Annotated in this window: 14 protein-coding genes; 4 read left to right on the top strand and 10 right to left on the bottom strand. The window is 60.8% G+C overall.

Translation table 11 applies throughout. From position 1 onward, the window contains the following. Window positions 1–163: 163 nt before the first annotated feature. From LQK81_RS00215 to LQK81_RS00250, 8 genes are all read right to left on the bottom strand, one after another. Entirely contained in the window at window positions 164–1,444 is a 1,281-nt protein-coding gene (locus tag LQK81_RS00215) for a TRAP transporter large permease (protein ID WP_230802665.1), read from the bottom strand. Beyond that, complete coding sequence (locus LQK81_RS00220; protein ID WP_230802666.1) at window positions 1,444–1,962, bottom strand: TRAP transporter small permease; 519 nt, start codon at window positions 1,960–1,962, stop codon at window positions 1,444–1,446. The genes LQK81_RS00215 and LQK81_RS00220 overlap by 1 nt, the downstream gene beginning before the upstream one ends. Beyond that, the gene (locus LQK81_RS00225; RefSeq protein ID WP_230802667.1) at window positions 1,959–2,765 is read right to left on the bottom strand and encodes a maleate cis-trans isomerase family protein; all 807 of its coding nucleotides are present in this window, start codon (window positions 2,763–2,765) and stop codon (window positions 1,959–1,961) included. Before LQK81_RS00225 ends, LQK81_RS00220 begins: the two co-directional genes overlap by 4 nt. Beyond that, on the bottom strand, window positions 2,762–3,745 hold the full coding sequence (locus tag LQK81_RS00230) for a TRAP transporter substrate-binding protein (RefSeq protein ID WP_230804348.1): 984 nt from the start codon (window positions 3,743–3,745) through the stop codon (window positions 2,762–2,764). Before LQK81_RS00230 ends, LQK81_RS00225 begins: the two co-directional genes overlap by 4 nt. 492 nt (window positions 3,746–4,237) lie before the next feature. Beyond that, window positions 4,238–5,377, bottom strand: a complete 1,140-nt coding sequence (locus tag LQK81_RS00235; RefSeq protein ID WP_230802668.1) for an ABC transporter ATP-binding protein — start codon at window positions 5,375–5,377, stop codon at window positions 4,238–4,240. Beyond that, entirely contained in the window at window positions 5,361–6,176 is an 816-nt protein-coding gene (locus tag LQK81_RS00240) for an ABC transporter permease (protein ID WP_230802669.1), read from the bottom strand. The genes LQK81_RS00235 and LQK81_RS00240 overlap by 17 nt, the downstream gene beginning before the upstream one ends. Before the next feature lies 1 nt (window position 6,177). Next, a complete protein-coding gene (locus tag LQK81_RS00245) occupies window positions 6,178–7,029 on the bottom strand; it encodes an ABC transporter permease (RefSeq protein ID WP_230802670.1) in 852 nt (283 codons plus the stop codon). A 68-nt stretch (window positions 7,030–7,097) separates the two neighbouring features. Then, window positions 7,098–8,141 carry an ABC transporter substrate-binding protein gene (locus LQK81_RS00250; protein ID WP_230802671.1) on the bottom strand — a complete coding sequence of 348 codons (1,044 nt, stop codon included), beginning with the start codon at window positions 8,139–8,141 and terminating at the stop codon, window positions 7,098–7,100. Between the two features lie 346 nt (window positions 8,142–8,487). On the opposite strand from LQK81_RS00250, the gene LQK81_RS00255 reads away from it, so the two are divergent. Then, entirely contained in the window at window positions 8,488–9,405 is a 918-nt protein-coding gene (locus LQK81_RS00255) for a LysR family transcriptional regulator (RefSeq protein ID WP_230802672.1), read from the top strand. Between the two features lie 4 nt (window positions 9,406–9,409). Here the strand turns inward: LQK81_RS00255 and LQK81_RS00260 are convergent, their stop codons facing one another. Continuing rightward, on the bottom strand, window positions 9,410–10,339 hold the full coding sequence (locus LQK81_RS00260; RefSeq protein WP_230802673.1) for a 2-hydroxyacid dehydrogenase: 930 nt from the start codon (window positions 10,337–10,339) through the stop codon (window positions 9,410–9,412). Further along, complete coding sequence (locus LQK81_RS00265) at window positions 10,336–10,794, bottom strand: type II 3-dehydroquinate dehydratase (RefSeq protein WP_230802674.1); 459 nt, start codon at window positions 10,792–10,794, stop codon at window positions 10,336–10,338. Before LQK81_RS00265 ends, LQK81_RS00260 begins: the two co-directional genes overlap by 4 nt. 613 nt (window positions 10,795–11,407) lie before the next feature. On the opposite strand from LQK81_RS00265, the gene LQK81_RS00270 reads away from it, so the two are divergent. The 3 genes from LQK81_RS00270 (at window position 11,408) to LQK81_RS00280 (ending at window position 15,267) form a co-directional block, all read left to right on the top strand. Next, the gene (locus LQK81_RS00270) at window positions 11,408–12,343 is read left to right on the top strand and encodes a pirin family protein (RefSeq protein WP_230802675.1); all 936 of its coding nucleotides are present in this window, start codon (window positions 11,408–11,410) and stop codon (window positions 12,341–12,343) included. A 100-nt stretch (window positions 12,344–12,443) separates the two neighbouring features. Beyond that, window positions 12,444–13,694, top strand: coding sequence for a DUF5996 family protein (locus tag LQK81_RS00275; protein ID WP_230802676.1), 1,251 nt, complete (start codon window positions 12,444–12,446; stop codon window positions 13,692–13,694). Between the two features lie 1,384 nt (window positions 13,695–15,078). Next, window positions 15,079–15,267, top strand: a complete 189-nt coding sequence (locus tag LQK81_RS00280; RefSeq protein ID WP_230802677.1) for a hypothetical protein — start codon at window positions 15,079–15,081, stop codon at window positions 15,265–15,267. The last annotated feature ends 161 nt before the right edge of the window (window positions 15,268–15,428 follow it).

Consider the following 15,428-nt stretch of genomic DNA (forward strand, 5'->3'; position numbering starts at 1 on the left):
CTCGGGAAAAACTTAGCGGCCGGCCGCGGGCTTTTCTCTCCGCCTTGTCGGCCCGGCGCGAGGCCGGACCAATGGATTGAGTGCGGACGTGCGTCGTCCAGCCGGCATTCGCGCACCGGCGAAAAAAGATCCAACAGCTCCCGATAACGTTCCCTCCCGTCCTCTATTTCAGCAGGTTCGGAAGGGCCGTCGAAAGGACCGGGAAAAGCGTCAACAGGATCAGGAACAGGAAGAGCGCGATGAGAAAGGGCATGTTTGCCTTCGTCACCTGCACGACGTCCTCGTTTCCGATCTTTGCCGCAACAAGCAGCGCGATCGCGACGGGCGGCGTCACCTGGCCGATAACGACTGTCATGACCATCAGCACGCCGAAGTGAACCAGATCGGCATCCATCATCATCAGCGACGGCAGAAGCACCGGCATGATCATCGGGATCAGCGGATCGAGAACCATGCCAGCGATCAGCGCGATGGTTAGGAGTGCAAAGATCTTGAGCACCGTATTCTCGAACGGGAATACCGTTTCCAGCCCGCTGGCGAGCGCTGCGGGAACGCCAGCCTGCGACAAAGCCCAGCCGAGGGCTGTCGAGAAGCCCACGACCATCAGCACTTCGCCGGTCAGGATGCAGGAATCGACAAGCGCACGGCGCAGGTTGGAGAGGGTCAGGGTCCGATAGACCACGGATGCCAGAATTAGTGCGTAGGCGACCGCGAACGCACCTGCTTCGGTTGCGGTGAACACTCCGAACATCAGGCCAAACAAAATGAGGCCTGGCATCCCGAGCGGCAGTATCGCATGCTTGCCCGTGCGGAGGACTTCAGCCCATTGGAACGTTCCCAAGGGCTTCCATCCATTTCGGCGTGCCAGGATGGAGATGGTGATCATCATCGCGAGCGCCATCAGAAGCCCCGGGACGACACCGGCCAGGAAAAGCGCGCCGAGCGAGGTTCCGGTGACCGCCGAGTAGAGGATCATCGGCGAGCTCGGTGGGATAAGAACGCCGATCCCCGAAGAGGTTGCCGTGACCGCGGCGGCAAACGGGCCCGGATAGCCATGGGCCTTGAGTTTCGGGATGGTGACGGAGCCGCTGCCGGCGAGATCGGCAACCGAGGTTCCGATCATGCCGCCGAACATGACGCTGGCGACGACATCGACATGGGCAAGGCCACCGCGAAGCCAGCCGACCAGCGCGACGCCGAAATCGAAGAGCTTGTCGGCTATCCCCGTGGCGTTCATGATGCCGCCCGCCAGAATGAAGAGCGGCAGCGTTATGAGAATGTAGTCTCCCACCCCGCCGAGCGTCTGCTGCGGCAAGGCCAGCTCCCAACCGCCGCTAAAGGCGATGAAGAACAGGACCGAGGCCGCAAGCGATATCACGATCGGCAGCCCGATCAGCACGAAGGCGCAAAGAACGAAAAGCGTTATGGCTGCAAGACCCAGCATCAGCCCTTCCTTTCTTCGACGATATTGAGGACGAAGGCGATGCCGAGGCCGGCGCAGGTAGCCAGGATGCCGGAGATGGCGACGGCCTTCGATATTCCGAGGATCGGGGTGCGGTCGGAACCGAAAATGCCGAGGTAGCGCCAGGCAAGCACGCCGACCACTGCCACGACCGCGATGGAAAACACCGACTGGAAGGTCGCCAGCCCATACCTCGAGATTCCGGTGAGGCGTCCTGTCCAGATGGCGCAGCTGATGAGTTCGTTCTTGAGCGCGCCGATGGTGATGCCGAGCGCGCCGAGCCACATCAGCAACGCGGTCACGATTTCCTCGGTCCAGGGCAGAGGCCTTGCGAATAGATAGCGCCCGAGTGAATTGGCGAGCACCAGGGCGACCAGAAACACCAGCAGCACGATCGCTGCGGTTTCGGCCAGCCACTGGAACGCTTTACGCAGCTTCGAGCGACGCGTGATATCCTCGCTCAGAATCTCGCTCGGGGTGGGAGCGGCCGCCTGCGTCATCGTTCGCTCCCCTCACGGATATAGCCTTTGAAAAGGCAACCGTAACCTGGGCGGGCACCCGAAACGCCTGCAAGCTCCAGGCAGTGCCAGAACGATGCCTGGTTCGCCGAAATCACCGGCTTGCCGAGGCGGTCCTCCAGCGCTTCGATTGCGCCGACGGTGCGGAAGTTGGTGCAGGAGACGAAGATCGCGCTGGCATCGGGATGGTCGACAGAGAGCACGTGGTCATAGACCTCCTCGATCGTGACTTCCGCCAGCGCGTGATCATCCGAGATGCTCAGATAGCCGCTCTTGACGACGGAGTGGCCATTCTCCTCCAGGAAGCGAATGGCACGTTCGTGGATCTCCGGAAGATAGGGCGTCGCGAGTGCAACCTTGCCCGCACCGACTTTCTTCAACGCGGCGAGCGTCGCCGTCGAAGCCGTCGTCACCTTGGGGCCTGGAACCCATTGCCTGATCTTCTCGATCAGCGCCTTGTCATAGGCGGTGCCATGCAGGAACGAGGCGCTGGTTCCGCCGAACAACAGGACGTCGATGGGGGCGGCGCCGGCCATGCGTGCCGCGGTTTCCAGTTCCGGGGCGTTCATCATTTCCTCGATGCCCTGAATGGTGACTTTCGGCAGTTTGATGCGGGCCGTGTGGGTCGATACGCCTTCTGCCGACATCGCCCACATTTCCTCTTCCATCACGACGCTGGAGGCGATGTAGATGAGGCCGATACGCGCCAGGCTGCCCGAGCCGTCGTAGCGAAAGCGCGGATAGGTTCCGGCTTGCGACGGAACCTGGGATGCGACGGCGGTCAACGAAGTGTCTCCTCGACCTTGGTCATGAATTCTGGTGTGACGACCTCTGCGATCTTCTCGCGAACCGGAGCGGCGGCAGACTGGAATGCGGCGACGTCCGGCTTGGTCACGGTTACGCCCGCCTTCTCGAATTCGGCGACAAGGCTTGCGTCGCTTGCGTCCGACAGGGCGCGGGTCTTCTCGACGCCGACCATGGCAGCGGCCTTGACCTTGGCCTTCAGGTCGTCGGAAAGCGCGTCAAACGCTGTCCCGTTCATCACCAGAGTGATCGGAGTATAGATGTGGTTGGTGAGGGAGATGTGGCTCTGCGTCTCGAAGAGGGAGAATTCCTTGATCACGGACAGCGGGTTTTCCTGCCCGTCGATGACGCCCTGCTTCAGGCCCATGTAGACCTCGCCGAGGGCGAGCGTCGTGGGGGCGGCGCCGAGCGTCTGGAATGCCATGATGCGGGTCGGGCTGTTCGGCGTGCGGATCTTGAGGCCGTTCAGATCGTCAGGTGTGCTGATCGCGCGCTTGGAATTGCTGATGACGCGTACGCCGAGTTCGCCGAAAGCCAATACTTCGAGATTGGCCTTTTCCTTCAACGAGGCCGCCATGATCTGGCCAAGTTCGCCGTCGAGCGCGGCGCGGGCCTGTTCCTTGCCGGAAAACAGGAACGGCGCATCGAAGACAGAAAACTTCGTGTCGAGTGCCGCAACACCGTCCGAGCCCAGCGGGATGACTTCGACCACGCCAGCGCGAATGAGTTCGGCAAGGGCGTTTTCGTCGCCGAGCGAACCGCCGTCGGCGAACTCGATGGCAAAGGCATCGCCGGTCGTCTTCTTGAGTTCGTCACGGAAGGCCACAAGCATGACATTGGTCGGATCGCCGCTGGTGGTCTCCACCGCCAGCCGCATCTTCGTCTGTGCTGCCGCCAGATCGGCGGACAGGACGCTGGCAACGATGCCGAGCGCAAGGCCCATTTTTCTCATCACGGTCATTTTGGTCACCCTCTTCTCTTGTTGGTGACCAATTATTCTTGATCAAAGTCAGAAAATTCAAGGTGTTTGGTGATTACAAAATGGGCAATACTTCGCTTTATTCCGATTAATTTATAGTCATTTGTCGCATTGTTGGAGCCCATATTATTCCGCGATTCCTATCATAAGCCGTGACTATCTCGATCCGTGAACTGGATAGGCTCCATCTCTTCGGCGTACAAAGTCTTGCTATGTCGAGACTGGGCTCCAACGGCGTGTTAGTGCAGCCTGGTGGGTGTTGGCTGCGCGGCTCCAAGTGGCGTGCGCGGCATTTCGCCAGCGTGTTGGAAGACACCTCAACGAGTTGGCGCATGCGTGTCATGCCCCGGTGTGTGAACCGACGTGCCGGTGCAAAAGAAACGGCCCATGCCATCTCCGGCAGGGCCGCGGGTCGGTGCGAGGCGTGCCCAAGCATCGGCGGTGTCAGGGTGCCTGCGTGACCGAAGGGGCTGCTCAATCGCCCTGCCTGGGGAAGGCTACCAGGTCCGTAGATGCCGGCCGGATACGAATGAGGTCTCCTGTCTTCGGCATCGATGGCGCATGCGCCCCGGAGGAGCGAAGCAGCACCGGCTGTGCGGCGTAGCCAGGCATATCAATGTAGAGATCTACATGGCCACCCTGGAAAACCTGTGTCCTGACCGTGCCCGGCAGCCCCGTCCCCGCTGCATCTCCATCGACCGGTATCAGATGTTCGGGCCTCACGAACAGGTCGACATCTGCGCCAGCCGTGAGCCCGGCAAGAGGAGCGGCCAAGACCTCGACGGTCAACGGTCCGAGAGCGACCTGCGCCATGGTTTCGTTTGCCGACAAGAGTTTGCCCGTCAGGACGCTGGCGTCGCCGATGAAGGAGGCGACAAAACGGTCCTGCGGCCGACGGTAGATGTCCTGCGGGCCAGCGATCTGGTGAATGCGCCCGGCCGACATGACGGCGATCCGGTCCGACATCGATAGCGCCTCAGCCTGGTCATGGGTCACGAAAATGGTCGTGACGCCCAGCCGCTGCTGGATTTCCTTGAGTTCGATCTGCATGGCGGCGCGCAGGTTCTTGTCCAACGCCGAAAACGGTTCGTCGAGCAGCAGCACCTTCGGGCGGATCACGAGCGCACGCGCCAACGCGACCCGCTGCTGCTGGCCGCCTGAAAGCTGCCGGGGCTTGCGGTCGCCGAATCCCGTAAGCTTGACCAGGGCGAGCGCCTCATCGACGCGCCGCTTGATTTCGCCGGCTTCGACGCCACGGGTCTTCAGGCCGTAGGCAACGTTGTTCGCCACCGTCATGTGCGGGAAGAGTGCATAGTTCTGGAAGACGATGCCGATCTCGCGCTTGTGGGCCGGTGTCTCGGTCACAAGCGTGCCGTCGATGAATATCTCGCCGGCATCTGCGTCCAGGAAGCCGGCAATCAGGTTGAGAAGCGTGGTCTTGCCGCAGCCGGACGGGCCGAGCAGCGTCATGAATTCACCCGGCACGATCTTCAGCCATGCCTCGTGCAGCGCGGTCGCATCGCCGAACTGCTTGGTGACTCCATCGAGCTGTACGGCAGGCCGGGCTTCAGGGAGCGACGGGGCGGCCGTGCCAGTGTCAGTGCGCATCAACATTAAGGATCTTTCCAAGCCCGAAGAAGAAGTTTGCGAGGGTCAGCAGCAGCGCTGTGACAACGATGTAGATCACTGAAAGGGCCGCGAGCGTCGGGTCGGCATATTCGCGGACATAGTTGTACATGGCGACCGGCAAGGTCTGTGTCGCCTGGTTGGAGACGAAGAGCGTGGCGGTGAACTCATTGAAGGAAAGGATCGCGGCAAACAGCCAGCCGCTCACGAGGCCGGGCACGAGCAATGGCAGCGTGATGGTGAAAAGGACGCGGCGGGGCGAGGCGCCGAGGCTGCTCGCCGCCAGTTCCAGCCGCCCGTCAAGGTTCTTCAGCGAGATAAAGACGCTGCGCAGCACAAAGGGAAGAACAAGGATGACGTGGGCGAGGACTACGAGCGGATAGCCGCGACCGACCGTCAATTGCGCCGACAGGATCAACAGTCCCAGCCCGATGGTGAAATGCGGAATGACGAGCGGCGATAGAAGCAGTGCTTCCAACGTCGATTTGAGCGAAAACGTGTAGCGGTGCAGGGCGAGCGCAAAGCCGGTGCCGACGATCAGTGCGAGCGTAGACGCCCATGCGGTGACGATCAGCCCGTTCCAGAAGCCCTTGCGGAAATCGTCATAGCTGATCGCACGCTCAAACCAGCGCCAGGAATAGGATTGCGGCGGAAATGCCAGGATGGCCTTGTCATTGAAGGCGGTAATGGTGACGACGACCGCCGGCAGCATGACGAAGCCGAGGATGGCCGCGACCAGTAGTATTCCCGCCACGGCGAGCGGCGATCTGCGCATCGGATAGGACATATCACTGTTCCCCCAGGCGTTCGACGGGGCGCATCGCCCGCTTCATCAGGGCGATGACGGCGAAGGTCATCACCAGGCCGGCCAGCGAGAGGCTCGCGGCGAACGGAAAGTTGAAGGAGGCGAATCCCAACTGGTAGACGAGGGTGGACACGGTACTGACCTTGCCACCGCCGATCAGTTGCGGCGTTGCAAATGCGCTGAAGGTCCAGGCGAAGGCGGTGGAGAAGCCGGCGACGATGCCCGGCATGGAAAGCGGGAGGGTGATGGTCATGAAACGGCGGACCGGGCCGGCACCGAGGCTTTCGGCCGCCTTCTCGTAGTTCCTGTCGATGTGGGAAAGACCGGCCGCCAGCATGATGACCATGATCGGCATCGTCACATGCACGAGGGCGGCAACGACGCCGGATGTGGTAAACATCATCTGCAGCGGGCGGTCGATGATGCCGAGCGATTTCAAAACGCTGTTGATGAAGCCGTTGTTGCCGAGCACGATCATCCAGGAGTAGGTGCGCACCACCTCGCCGAGGAAAAGCGGGGTGACGGAGGCGATAAGAATGAACGATTTCAGCGCCTTGCTTCTGACGCGCACCAGAGCATAAGCGACCGGGTAGGCAAGGATCAACGTGAAGACGGCGGTCAACAGGCACAGGAGGATCGTGCCCCAGAAGGCCCAGGCATAGAGCGGACGGAGAAGGGCCGTGAAATTATCGAGTGTCAGGCCACCGACATTGAGCGAACCCGGCACGTAGGCGCGCACGCTGTATTGCAGAATGGCTGCCATGGCGGCAGTCAGTCCGAGTGCCACGAGCGCAGCGGGCGAAACGAACCAGCCCAGGAATGGCCGTTGCTTCATGTGATATCCTCTGCTCGCGGCATCGCCTGCCGTCTAGGCAGGCGATGCCGGAGGCCTCGTGTGCTGCGTTACTGGCCGATCATGTTTTCCGCGAACCATTTGCGCCACTCGGCGGTCTTCTCGGCACGCAGCTTGTGGTCGATGATTAGCGTCTGGCTCGCCCACTGGTCGGCGGTGGTGAAGATGCCGGGCAGTGCGGCGATTTCGGCGCTGAGCGAAGCATTGTCGACGACCGGGCTGCCCTTCTTGAGTTCGGCGATCTTTGCCTGCACTGCCGGATCGAGCGCAATGTTCATGAACTTGTAGGCAAGTTCTTTCTTTGTTGAGCCCTTCATGATGCCCATCGTATCGACGCCGAGCACGCCGCCTTCCTTGGGGATGACGATCTCTACCGGCACGCCCTGGTCGCGCATGTAGTAGGCGTTCATCGACAGGATCACCTGCACCGGCGTTTCTCCGGTGGCGAACAGCTGCTGGCTGTTGGCATCATTGGTGTAGAACGCCTTGTAGTTCGGCTTGAGCGCAGCCAGCTTTTCCTGGCCTTTTTCCCACCCTGCCGCGTCGCTGCCTGCCAGTTTCGCGGACGCCGCGATCACATGGCTGGGATCGAAGTCCGGCGAGGCGATCATGCCCGCGAGCGCTGGATTCCAGAGGCCCTCCCAACTGTCGAACTTGACGCCCTCGGGCAACTGGTCGGGCAGGTAGCCGATCGTGTAGACATAGGCCCAGGCGCCGATGTGGTAAGGGCTGATCTTTGCCTGTTCGACGAGATGCGCGGCATTCGGGATCTGTGACAGATCAAGCGTCTCGAACAGGCCGTCATTGGCGTAGAGCCAGCCGACATGCGCGGTGGTGAACGTGATATCGCTCTCCGGTGTGCCACCGGCGAGTTTGGCCTGATTGAGGCGGTCCATCGTGCCGCCGGTGACATATTCTACTTCGACACCGGTTTCCTCTGTGAATTTCTGCCCGATCGCCTGGTCGATCAGATCGCGAAAGCTGCCACCCCAGGTGCTGACGATCAGCTTGTCCTGGGCGTGAGCGCTGTAGGTTTGCGAGAAGAGTGTCAGGGCCGAAACCACTCCGGCCATCAATATGGATCTGCGATGCATGTTCCCTGCCTTTCTTGTTGAAGGTCAATTCCGTGTACGTTGTTCGCACTCTCCGTTTCCCGCGGGCACCCGCAGGTCTGCCTTCCGCTACTGGCGGGAGAATTTCGGAGTTGCGTCCGAAAGCGCCGGACCGTTCGACGTTGCCCGTCTTGGAACGATATGAGACGGGATCGCGTGGAAGCCGTTCTGTTTGCCTTTTCAGGTTATCGTCAGTTGGTGATGCACATTATATAATCATGTATGCCGGCTGCCGCTTGTTTGCTCTAAATTTGTGCTGGACGGATATTGATGCAGGCTCTAACATCCAGAAAATATTATTATCCTCTGGATTGGATAGGTTTCACCTATGAATGTGTCGCTTCGGGTTCTTCGCTATGTCGTGGAAACCGCCGACCATGGAAGCGTGACCGAAGCAGCGCGGAGGCTGAATGTGTCGCAGCCATCCGTATCGACGGCGCTTGCCCAGGTGGAGGCGCAGCTTGGCATCCAGATATTTGTTCGCCACCATGCCCGCGGTGTTACGCTTTCGGCCGCAGGACAACGCTACGTCAATGATGCGCGGCTATTGCTCAACCATGCGCGTGACTTTGCCAACAACGCACAGGCGCTCGGCGATTCGTTGCGGGGAGAGATCGTCGTCGGCAGTTTCCCGACATTGGCAATACGTTTCATGCCCGCACTCCTGTCCGGCTTCGCGCAACGATACCCCGGGATATCGGTCAAGCTTGAGGAGGGGGATCAACAGGAGATGATCGGGCACCTGATCTCTGGGCGCACCGAGTTGGCGCTGTCGTATAATTTCGCCGTTCCCGACGAGATCACGGGGGAGAAACTGGCAGACCTGCCGCCCTATGCCCTGGTTTCCGCCGATCATCGACTTGCCGGGCGTGACGAGGTGAGCCTTGCGGAACTGTCGAGCGAGCCTTTCATTCTCCTCGATCTGCCACATTCACGAGACTATTTCTTTTCCCTCTTCGCCGCCTGCGGGCTGGAACCGCAGGTCGCGTTCAGAACGCGTTCCTCCGAGTTGATCAGGGGGCTCGTCGGCCATGGGCAGGGCTATTCGCTGCACAATGTTCTGCCTCGCACCACCATTGGATACGACGGAAGCAGGATCGCGCTGTTGCCGATCTCCGAGCCGCTTCCTCCTGCCTCCGTCACTTTTCTTCGTTTGACGCGTCACGGCGCACGCCCGGCAGTGCAGGCCTTCGCCGATTATTTGCAGGAGGCTTTCGCCAAGGGCGGTATGTTCGGCCCAAGCTGACGGATCAGTAGCCGCGACGCGGATCGATCCTGCTTAGAACAACCTCGTTGCGCGCGATCCTACGAACATTCTCACCAATCTGCCTTGCGGCCGAAGAGGGCAGCGCGATGGACGCCAGATGCGGCGTGATAAGGACGTTTTCCATGTCCCAGAGCGGGCTGTCTTCGGAAAGCGGTTCCTTGGCGAACACGTCAAGCGTGGCCCCGCCGAGCCAGCCGGACTGCAGGGCTTCGATCAATGCCGGCTCGTCCACGACACTGCCGCGCGACACGTTGATGAAGAATGCGCCCTGCTTCATGGACCGGAACCTGCCGGCATCGAGGAGATCGTCCGTCTCCCGGGTTTTGGGCAACATGCAGACGACGATATCGGACTGGGGAAGGACGGAAGCCAGTGCCTCGGCGCCGCTGGAACAGGAAATCCCGTCCACATCCTTTTGCGTCCGGGACCAGCCGAGCACGCGGTAGCCGTGTCTGGCGCATTCCCGGGCGGCCTCAAGGCCGAGTTCTCCGAGACCAAGCACGCCGACGGTAATATCGGCCGGATCCTTCGGATGAAGGTAATGCCAGCGCCGTTGCCGCTGTGCCTTTTCGAATTGCGGGATGTCCCGGGCATAGCGGGTGACGGCAAACAGGACGAAGCCTGCCATCATCCGGGCCATGCGCGGATCGGAAAGGCGGGTGATAGGAATGTCCGGCAGGTCGTTGCGGCCAACCAGCGCATCCACGCCAGCCCCCAGATTGACGACGAGTTCGAGATTGCGGAAGGATTGGAAAAAGCCATGCGGCGGCTTCCAGACGAGCGCAGAGCGGACACCGTCGACATCGGTTATGTCCTCGTTGCGGCAGAGCTCGATCGCTTCCGGTTCCAGCGCTTTTCTCCAGGCCTCGAAGTCGTCGAGTTCGCTGTAGAAGACCATGCGCGACTTCGTCATTTCGGGCCGCCTTCGCGGATCAGGGTTGCGGCGGCCGAAATTGCGAGCTCGTAACCGATCGCACCAAGGCCGGCGATAACGCCTGTGGCGGCCCTGGAAACATATGAATGATGGCGAAACGGCTCGCGCTTCCAGATGTTGCTCATGTGCGCCTCGATGATCGGGCCGTCATAAGCGAGCAAAGCGTCGAGGATGGGGATGGAGCTGTAACTCAGACCTGCCGCATTGATGATCAGGCCTTGAGCCGAGTGCCGTGCCTCCTGAATCCAGTCGACGATCTGTCCTTCATGATTGGACTGGCGAAACTTCAGATCAAGGCCGAGTGCTGCGGCATGGGCCAGGCAGCGGTCGCCTATCGATTGGAAACTCTCGGTTCCGTAGGTCCCGGTTTTGTCGAGACCATAGAGGTTCGCGTTCGGCCCGTTCAGAAAGAACACGGTGGGTAAAGGGGTCATGGTGGCGCTCCTTGATATGGCGAGAAACATAGCCAAATCAGCGGTGCGATCGAATAATAAAAAGCTATCTACTAAACCGGCTACGCATATGGTCCGCGGCGAATTCCAGGCCCGCCGACTTGTCCGGAGCCTCAATATTGATCAAGCTCGGCAAATGGTCGGAGAGAATGAAAACATATAGGATTGCCATCGCAGGTTGGGAGGCGGGCGACAGCAAGCCTGCTCCTGTCTCGGCGTACGCTATCGGCAAGTTACGGGGCTGATGTCCGGCTGGTCGCGGTTTTCGGATCGCGATCAAGCCTGATAAACGCCGATGGCCTTGAAGAAGAGCAAACGAGCGACTTCCGCGCTGGTGGTTCACGGTCACCTAGCTCGCCCGGCGAGAAAAGTGCACATCCTTTCGGAACTCCTGATCGAAACCTTCGAAGGAAACCCGCATATGTGAGGGGTGCGAGTTGACGTCTTCCATCGCGCGTTCCGCCTCTTGCGACACAGCTCACCGCGCCGCGCAACTAGTGGCGAGGATGCTCACCCGTTAGTCACCTGTGGTGATGACGGCTCCTGCACTCCGGGCAGGGCCGGGCCGCCGAACGAAGAGGAGAGGTCAAAGCGTATGAGTTGGAACCCTGCAATCGAACCAGGCTGTCCCGACGACGTCGGCATCGACGCGATCGAGACCCTTATCGTTCCTCGCGCCCGTGACCTCGGCGGCTTCGAGGTCCGGCGTGCCCTGCCGGCGCCGAAGCGGCAGATGGTGGGACCATTCATCTTTTTCGACCAGGCCGGTCCGGCCGAGCTGTTGACCGGCCAGGGCATCGATGTCCGCCCCCACCCGCATATCGGTCTTGGCACGGTGACCTATCTCTATCGTGGCGACTTTCACCATCGCGACAGCACCGGGGCCGACCAGATCATTCGGCCCGGTGCGTTGAACTGGATGGTCGCGGGGCGGGGCGTTTCCCATTCGGAGCGGACATCGGCAGCCGCCCGAACCGGGCCGAACAGCCTGTTTGGCATCCAGACCTGGCTGGCGCTGCCGGAACGCGACGAGGACATGGAGCCGATGTTCGAACACCATGGCAAGGAGGCGCTGCCGGTGATCGAGGACAACGGCGTCTCGGTTCGGCTCATTCTCGGAAGCGCTTACGGCAAGACCGCCCCCGCGGCCATGTTTTCGGAAACATTCTATGCCGATGTCACGCTTGAGGCCGGCGCTCGCCTGCCGATGCCGGATAACCACGAAGACAGGGGCATCTATATCGTCGAAGGCTCCATCTCCGTTGCAGGTCAGGAATTTGAAGCACCGCAGATGATGGTGTTTCGTCCCGGCGACAGGATCACGGTCGCAGCCGCAGAAAAAGGCGCGCGATTGATGATCCTCGGCGGTGCGACACTGTCCGGCCCGCGCTACATCTGGTGGAATTTCGTCGCCTCATCGAAGGAGCGCATCGAGGAAGCCAAGGCGGAATGGCGAGCGCAGAAATGGGGTGAGGGTCGATTCGACCTCCCGATCGACGATCGTGACGAGCACATTCCCCTGCCGGAGTGACATCGCCGGCAGTTGGCTGTCGGGTAAAATCTGAATGGTCGAGCCGGGATTGTCATCATGTCGGCATGCGACACTTGAATTCATGGCTGGAGGAAGCAAATTGAGCAAGACGTGGCCGCATCTCGACTATCTCGGCTGGCACGAAACATGTTCCGCCTTGCATCTCTATCTTCAGGTCGTCGGCAAGTATCGCCTGGCATCCACGCCTTGGTTGAACCACTCCTGGAACGCGACATTTTATGTCACGCCTCGCGGCCTGACGTCCGCAACGATCCCGGATGCGGCTGGGATCGAGATCCTCTTCGATTTTCATGACCATATGGTCGTGGGCACAAGCGGCGATGGTCGCAAGGCGTCATTTGCGCTAGGGGCCTCCACCGTTGCGGCGTTTCATGGCGATTTCGTCAAGCTGGTTTCAGAGCTCGGCGGCACGCCGCTCTTCCACGGAGAGCCGAACGAAGTGCCGTTTCCGGTGCCGTTCGAGGAAGACTACCGCGAGCGGCCTTATGACCCTGCCGCCACTCATCGTTTTCATCAGGCCTTGATGGCGATCGATAAGGTCTTCAAGCAGTTCCGGACGTCCTTTCTCGGCAAGTCCAGTCCCGTCCACCTGTTCTGGGGTAGTTTCGATCTGGCCGTCACGCGATTCTCCGGGCGGCGCGCGCCAATTCACCCGGGCGGCATCCCGTCATTGCCTGACGAAGTGACACGGGAAGCCTACGACCGCGAGGTCTCGTCGGCCGGCTTCTGGCCGGGCGGCGGCGGTATCGACTATCCGGCCTTCTATGCCTACGCCTATCCGGCGCCGAATGGCTACCGGAGTGCGGCGATCCGGCCCGAGACTGCATTCTGGCATGATGGCCTCTCGGAGTTCATCCTGCCCTACGATTCCGTACAGTCGGCCGCCGATCCTGATGAAATGCTGATGGCATTTCTCGTCTCGAGTTACGAGGCGGCGGCAGATCTCGGAGGCTGGGATTGCGAACTGCTGGACTGCGCGCACGGCCTGCCGGGGCAGGTACGGCCGCAAGATGCCGCGCGGTCGAAAGCGGCGACGGGACTGGGGGACGAAAAGGTCGAACGCGAAGACGGCGCATCAAAAGGACGCTATCGGCTCGTCGTCGATGGGGTCGAGGCCGAGATGACCTACAGTCGAGCGGGTGAAGGGCTGGTCATTATCGATCATACGGACGTTCCCGCAGCGTTGCGAGGCCGGAAGTTCGGCGAGCGATTGGTGCGCCAGGCAGTCGAGGACGCGCGGAGAGACGGCGTTGCCATTATCCCGCTTTGTCCATTTGCGAAGGCGCAGATCGACCGACACAAGGAATGGCAGGACGTCCTTCGGAAATGACGTTCTTGCGGCTACAGAGCCGCGAAATGATGGATGTATGTTTCGCTCGAATGTCACCTTTGGAGCGCGACAGGCATTGGTGGAATGCCCAGGATCGTCATTGAGGAAATGCAGACGAAGGCATTCCAGGCCAACGCGGCACAACGGTCGTCATGCAATCAAGACTGTCAGGTTTTGCAAGTCTCCGTGCCATCAGGCCCCCGCAACCAAAGCGGTCGAACAAACCCCGTCGCATACGCGACGGGGCTTTGCGTTTCCGGAATGCGGTCGACAACGGAGAAATGCGGTCGACAACGGAGACGGGAGCTACCGTGGGAACCGCGCCGCGAAGCGTTCAAACAGGTCGGCCGCGCCGACCTGTCCGCCCTTCAGCAGGAGGATGGTTCCGTCGAGTGGGCTTCCGGCCGCACAGAAAGCTCCTCCGCATATGCGTCGAGGAGCTTTTTGCGTTCTAGCTCTGTTGTCCAGTTCGCCGGCGCTCGATCCGCGTAAGATAATCGTGTTGCCTCAGTAGTCTGAATCGCTCCTCCATGATCGTCGTCGCATCCATCGCCGCGCGGATCAAGGCGATCCGGCCATGGACATCAAGTGATGCCGGCTGATGGCCGGGTGTCTTGCCGATGACGACCTTCTGAACGAGTTGACGGACCAAGTCGACGAAGGGCTGTTTGGTGGTCCTGTCGGCATGGTCGCGCAGATAGAATAGCAGGGTATCTACGATATGCCGGACGGCGTCCGGATTGATCTACGCCTGTAGGCTGGCGAGCCGATCTGGCATATAGGGCTCATCGCCGCCGGCTGCCGTCAGTTGCGCTGAAAGGCCGGTCCTTTTCTCCTCCAACCGGTCGAGCAGGTCATCGAGAGCGGAGAGCCGTGGGCGGCTCTCGGCCGCGCGATCGCTGATCTCTGCCGGATGATGGTCTCCTGCTCCTGCTCGACCTTCTGAAGTTCGGTTTTTTAGCGTCCGGCTCTCGGACGGCCCCGACTTGAGCATGGCCGTCTGGCGCTGCGGCGTCTCCGTGGCCACCTGCTCGAAAATCCCCAGATGCAGGAAAGCGACCGGCAGGCATGCGAGAACGCGATCCTCGATGTCGTTGCGCAGGATCGTCTTCTGGTTCCGGCAGCATTGACCGCCGAGACCGTCGATTGGACAGGCGCTTCCTGTGATCGATGCAGCGGTAACGGTTCCTGGTCATGATGGCGTAGGGTCCTCCACATTCGGCGCAATGCCTCAACCGCCGGAGGCTATGAAGACACTATTCCCGCGCCGATGCCCTCCCATCGAAAAGCTATGGGCTCGCCGATAGTCTCTCCTTGAAGACGGATGCCTTTCAATTAGGACGCGAATGCGCCCGGCATCCGGGAGAAAGGATGACACGACAAAATGTATCCCCGCATCGGCACATATTTCCCCCAGAACGATCATCATCAGATCCGATCCGTTGCAATCCAGCACGGCCTTCAGCCCGAGACGCAGTCCGATCCGGAAGTCCCCGCGATGTTCCTGCGGCTGGCGATCGTCCTCATCGCCATTCTCTCGGCGATCGCGCTCATTCCCTGGGCTTCGCACTGACCCGGTGACGTCGCGCCGTCCGCGCGGCGCAAGCCGACCTTGAAAGGTTCGCCGGTGGCCGGCGCCACTATGGGATTTTGATTCCATCCGGGGGCTTCCCGAATGGAATTGCTATGCGCGGATCCGCATTCTCTGGCGACAGCGCCCCTCGCCGGCGCGGA

It is taken from the genome of Rhizobium sp. GN54 (genome assembly GCF_021026345.1).
Taxonomy (GTDB): Bacteria; Pseudomonadota; Alphaproteobacteria; order Rhizobiales; family Rhizobiaceae; genus Mycoplana.

What these genes read in the sequence shown, in the direction of transcription:
- LQK81_RS00255 (WP_230802672.1), top strand. Translation starts at nt 8,488, where the DNA reads ATGAATGTGTCGCTTCGGGTTCTTCGCTATGTCGTGGAAACCGCCGAC.
- LQK81_RS00270 (WP_230802675.1), top strand. Translation starts at nt 11,408, where the DNA reads ATGAGTTGGAACCCTGCAATCGAACCAGGCTGTCCCGACGACGTCGGC.
- LQK81_RS00220 (WP_230802666.1), bottom strand. Translation starts at nt 1,962, where the DNA reads ATGACGCAGGCGGCCGCTCCCACCCCGAGCGAGATTCTGAGCGAGGAT.
- LQK81_RS00265 (WP_230802674.1), bottom strand. Translation starts at nt 10,794, where the DNA reads ATGACCCCTTTACCCACCGTGTTCTTTCTGAACGGGCCGAACGCGAAC.
- LQK81_RS00245 (WP_230802670.1), bottom strand. Translation starts at nt 7,029, where the DNA reads ATGAAGCAACGGCCATTCCTGGGCTGGTTCGTTTCGCCCGCTGCGCTC.
- LQK81_RS00215 (WP_230802665.1), bottom strand. Translation starts at nt 1,444, where the DNA reads ATGCTGGGTCTTGCAGCCATAACGCTTTTCGTTCTTTGCGCCTTCGTG.
- LQK81_RS00280 (WP_230802677.1), top strand. Translation starts at nt 15,079, where the DNA reads ATGTATCCCCGCATCGGCACATATTTCCCCCAGAACGATCATCATCAG.
- LQK81_RS00260 (WP_230802673.1), bottom strand. Translation starts at nt 10,339, where the DNA reads ATGACGAAGTCGCGCATGGTCTTCTACAGCGAACTCGACGACTTCGAG.
- LQK81_RS00250 (WP_230802671.1), bottom strand. Translation starts at nt 8,141, where the DNA reads ATGCATCGCAGATCCATATTGATGGCCGGAGTGGTTTCGGCCCTGACA.
- LQK81_RS00230 (WP_230804348.1), bottom strand. Translation starts at nt 3,745, where the DNA reads ATGACCGTGATGAGAAAAATGGGCCTTGCGCTCGGCATCGTTGCCAGC.
- LQK81_RS00235 (WP_230802668.1), bottom strand. Translation starts at nt 5,377, where the DNA reads ATGTTGATGCGCACTGACACTGGCACGGCCGCCCCGTCGCTCCCTGAA.
- LQK81_RS00240 (WP_230802669.1), bottom strand. Translation starts at nt 6,176, where the DNA reads ATGTCCTATCCGATGCGCAGATCGCCGCTCGCCGTGGCGGGAATACTA.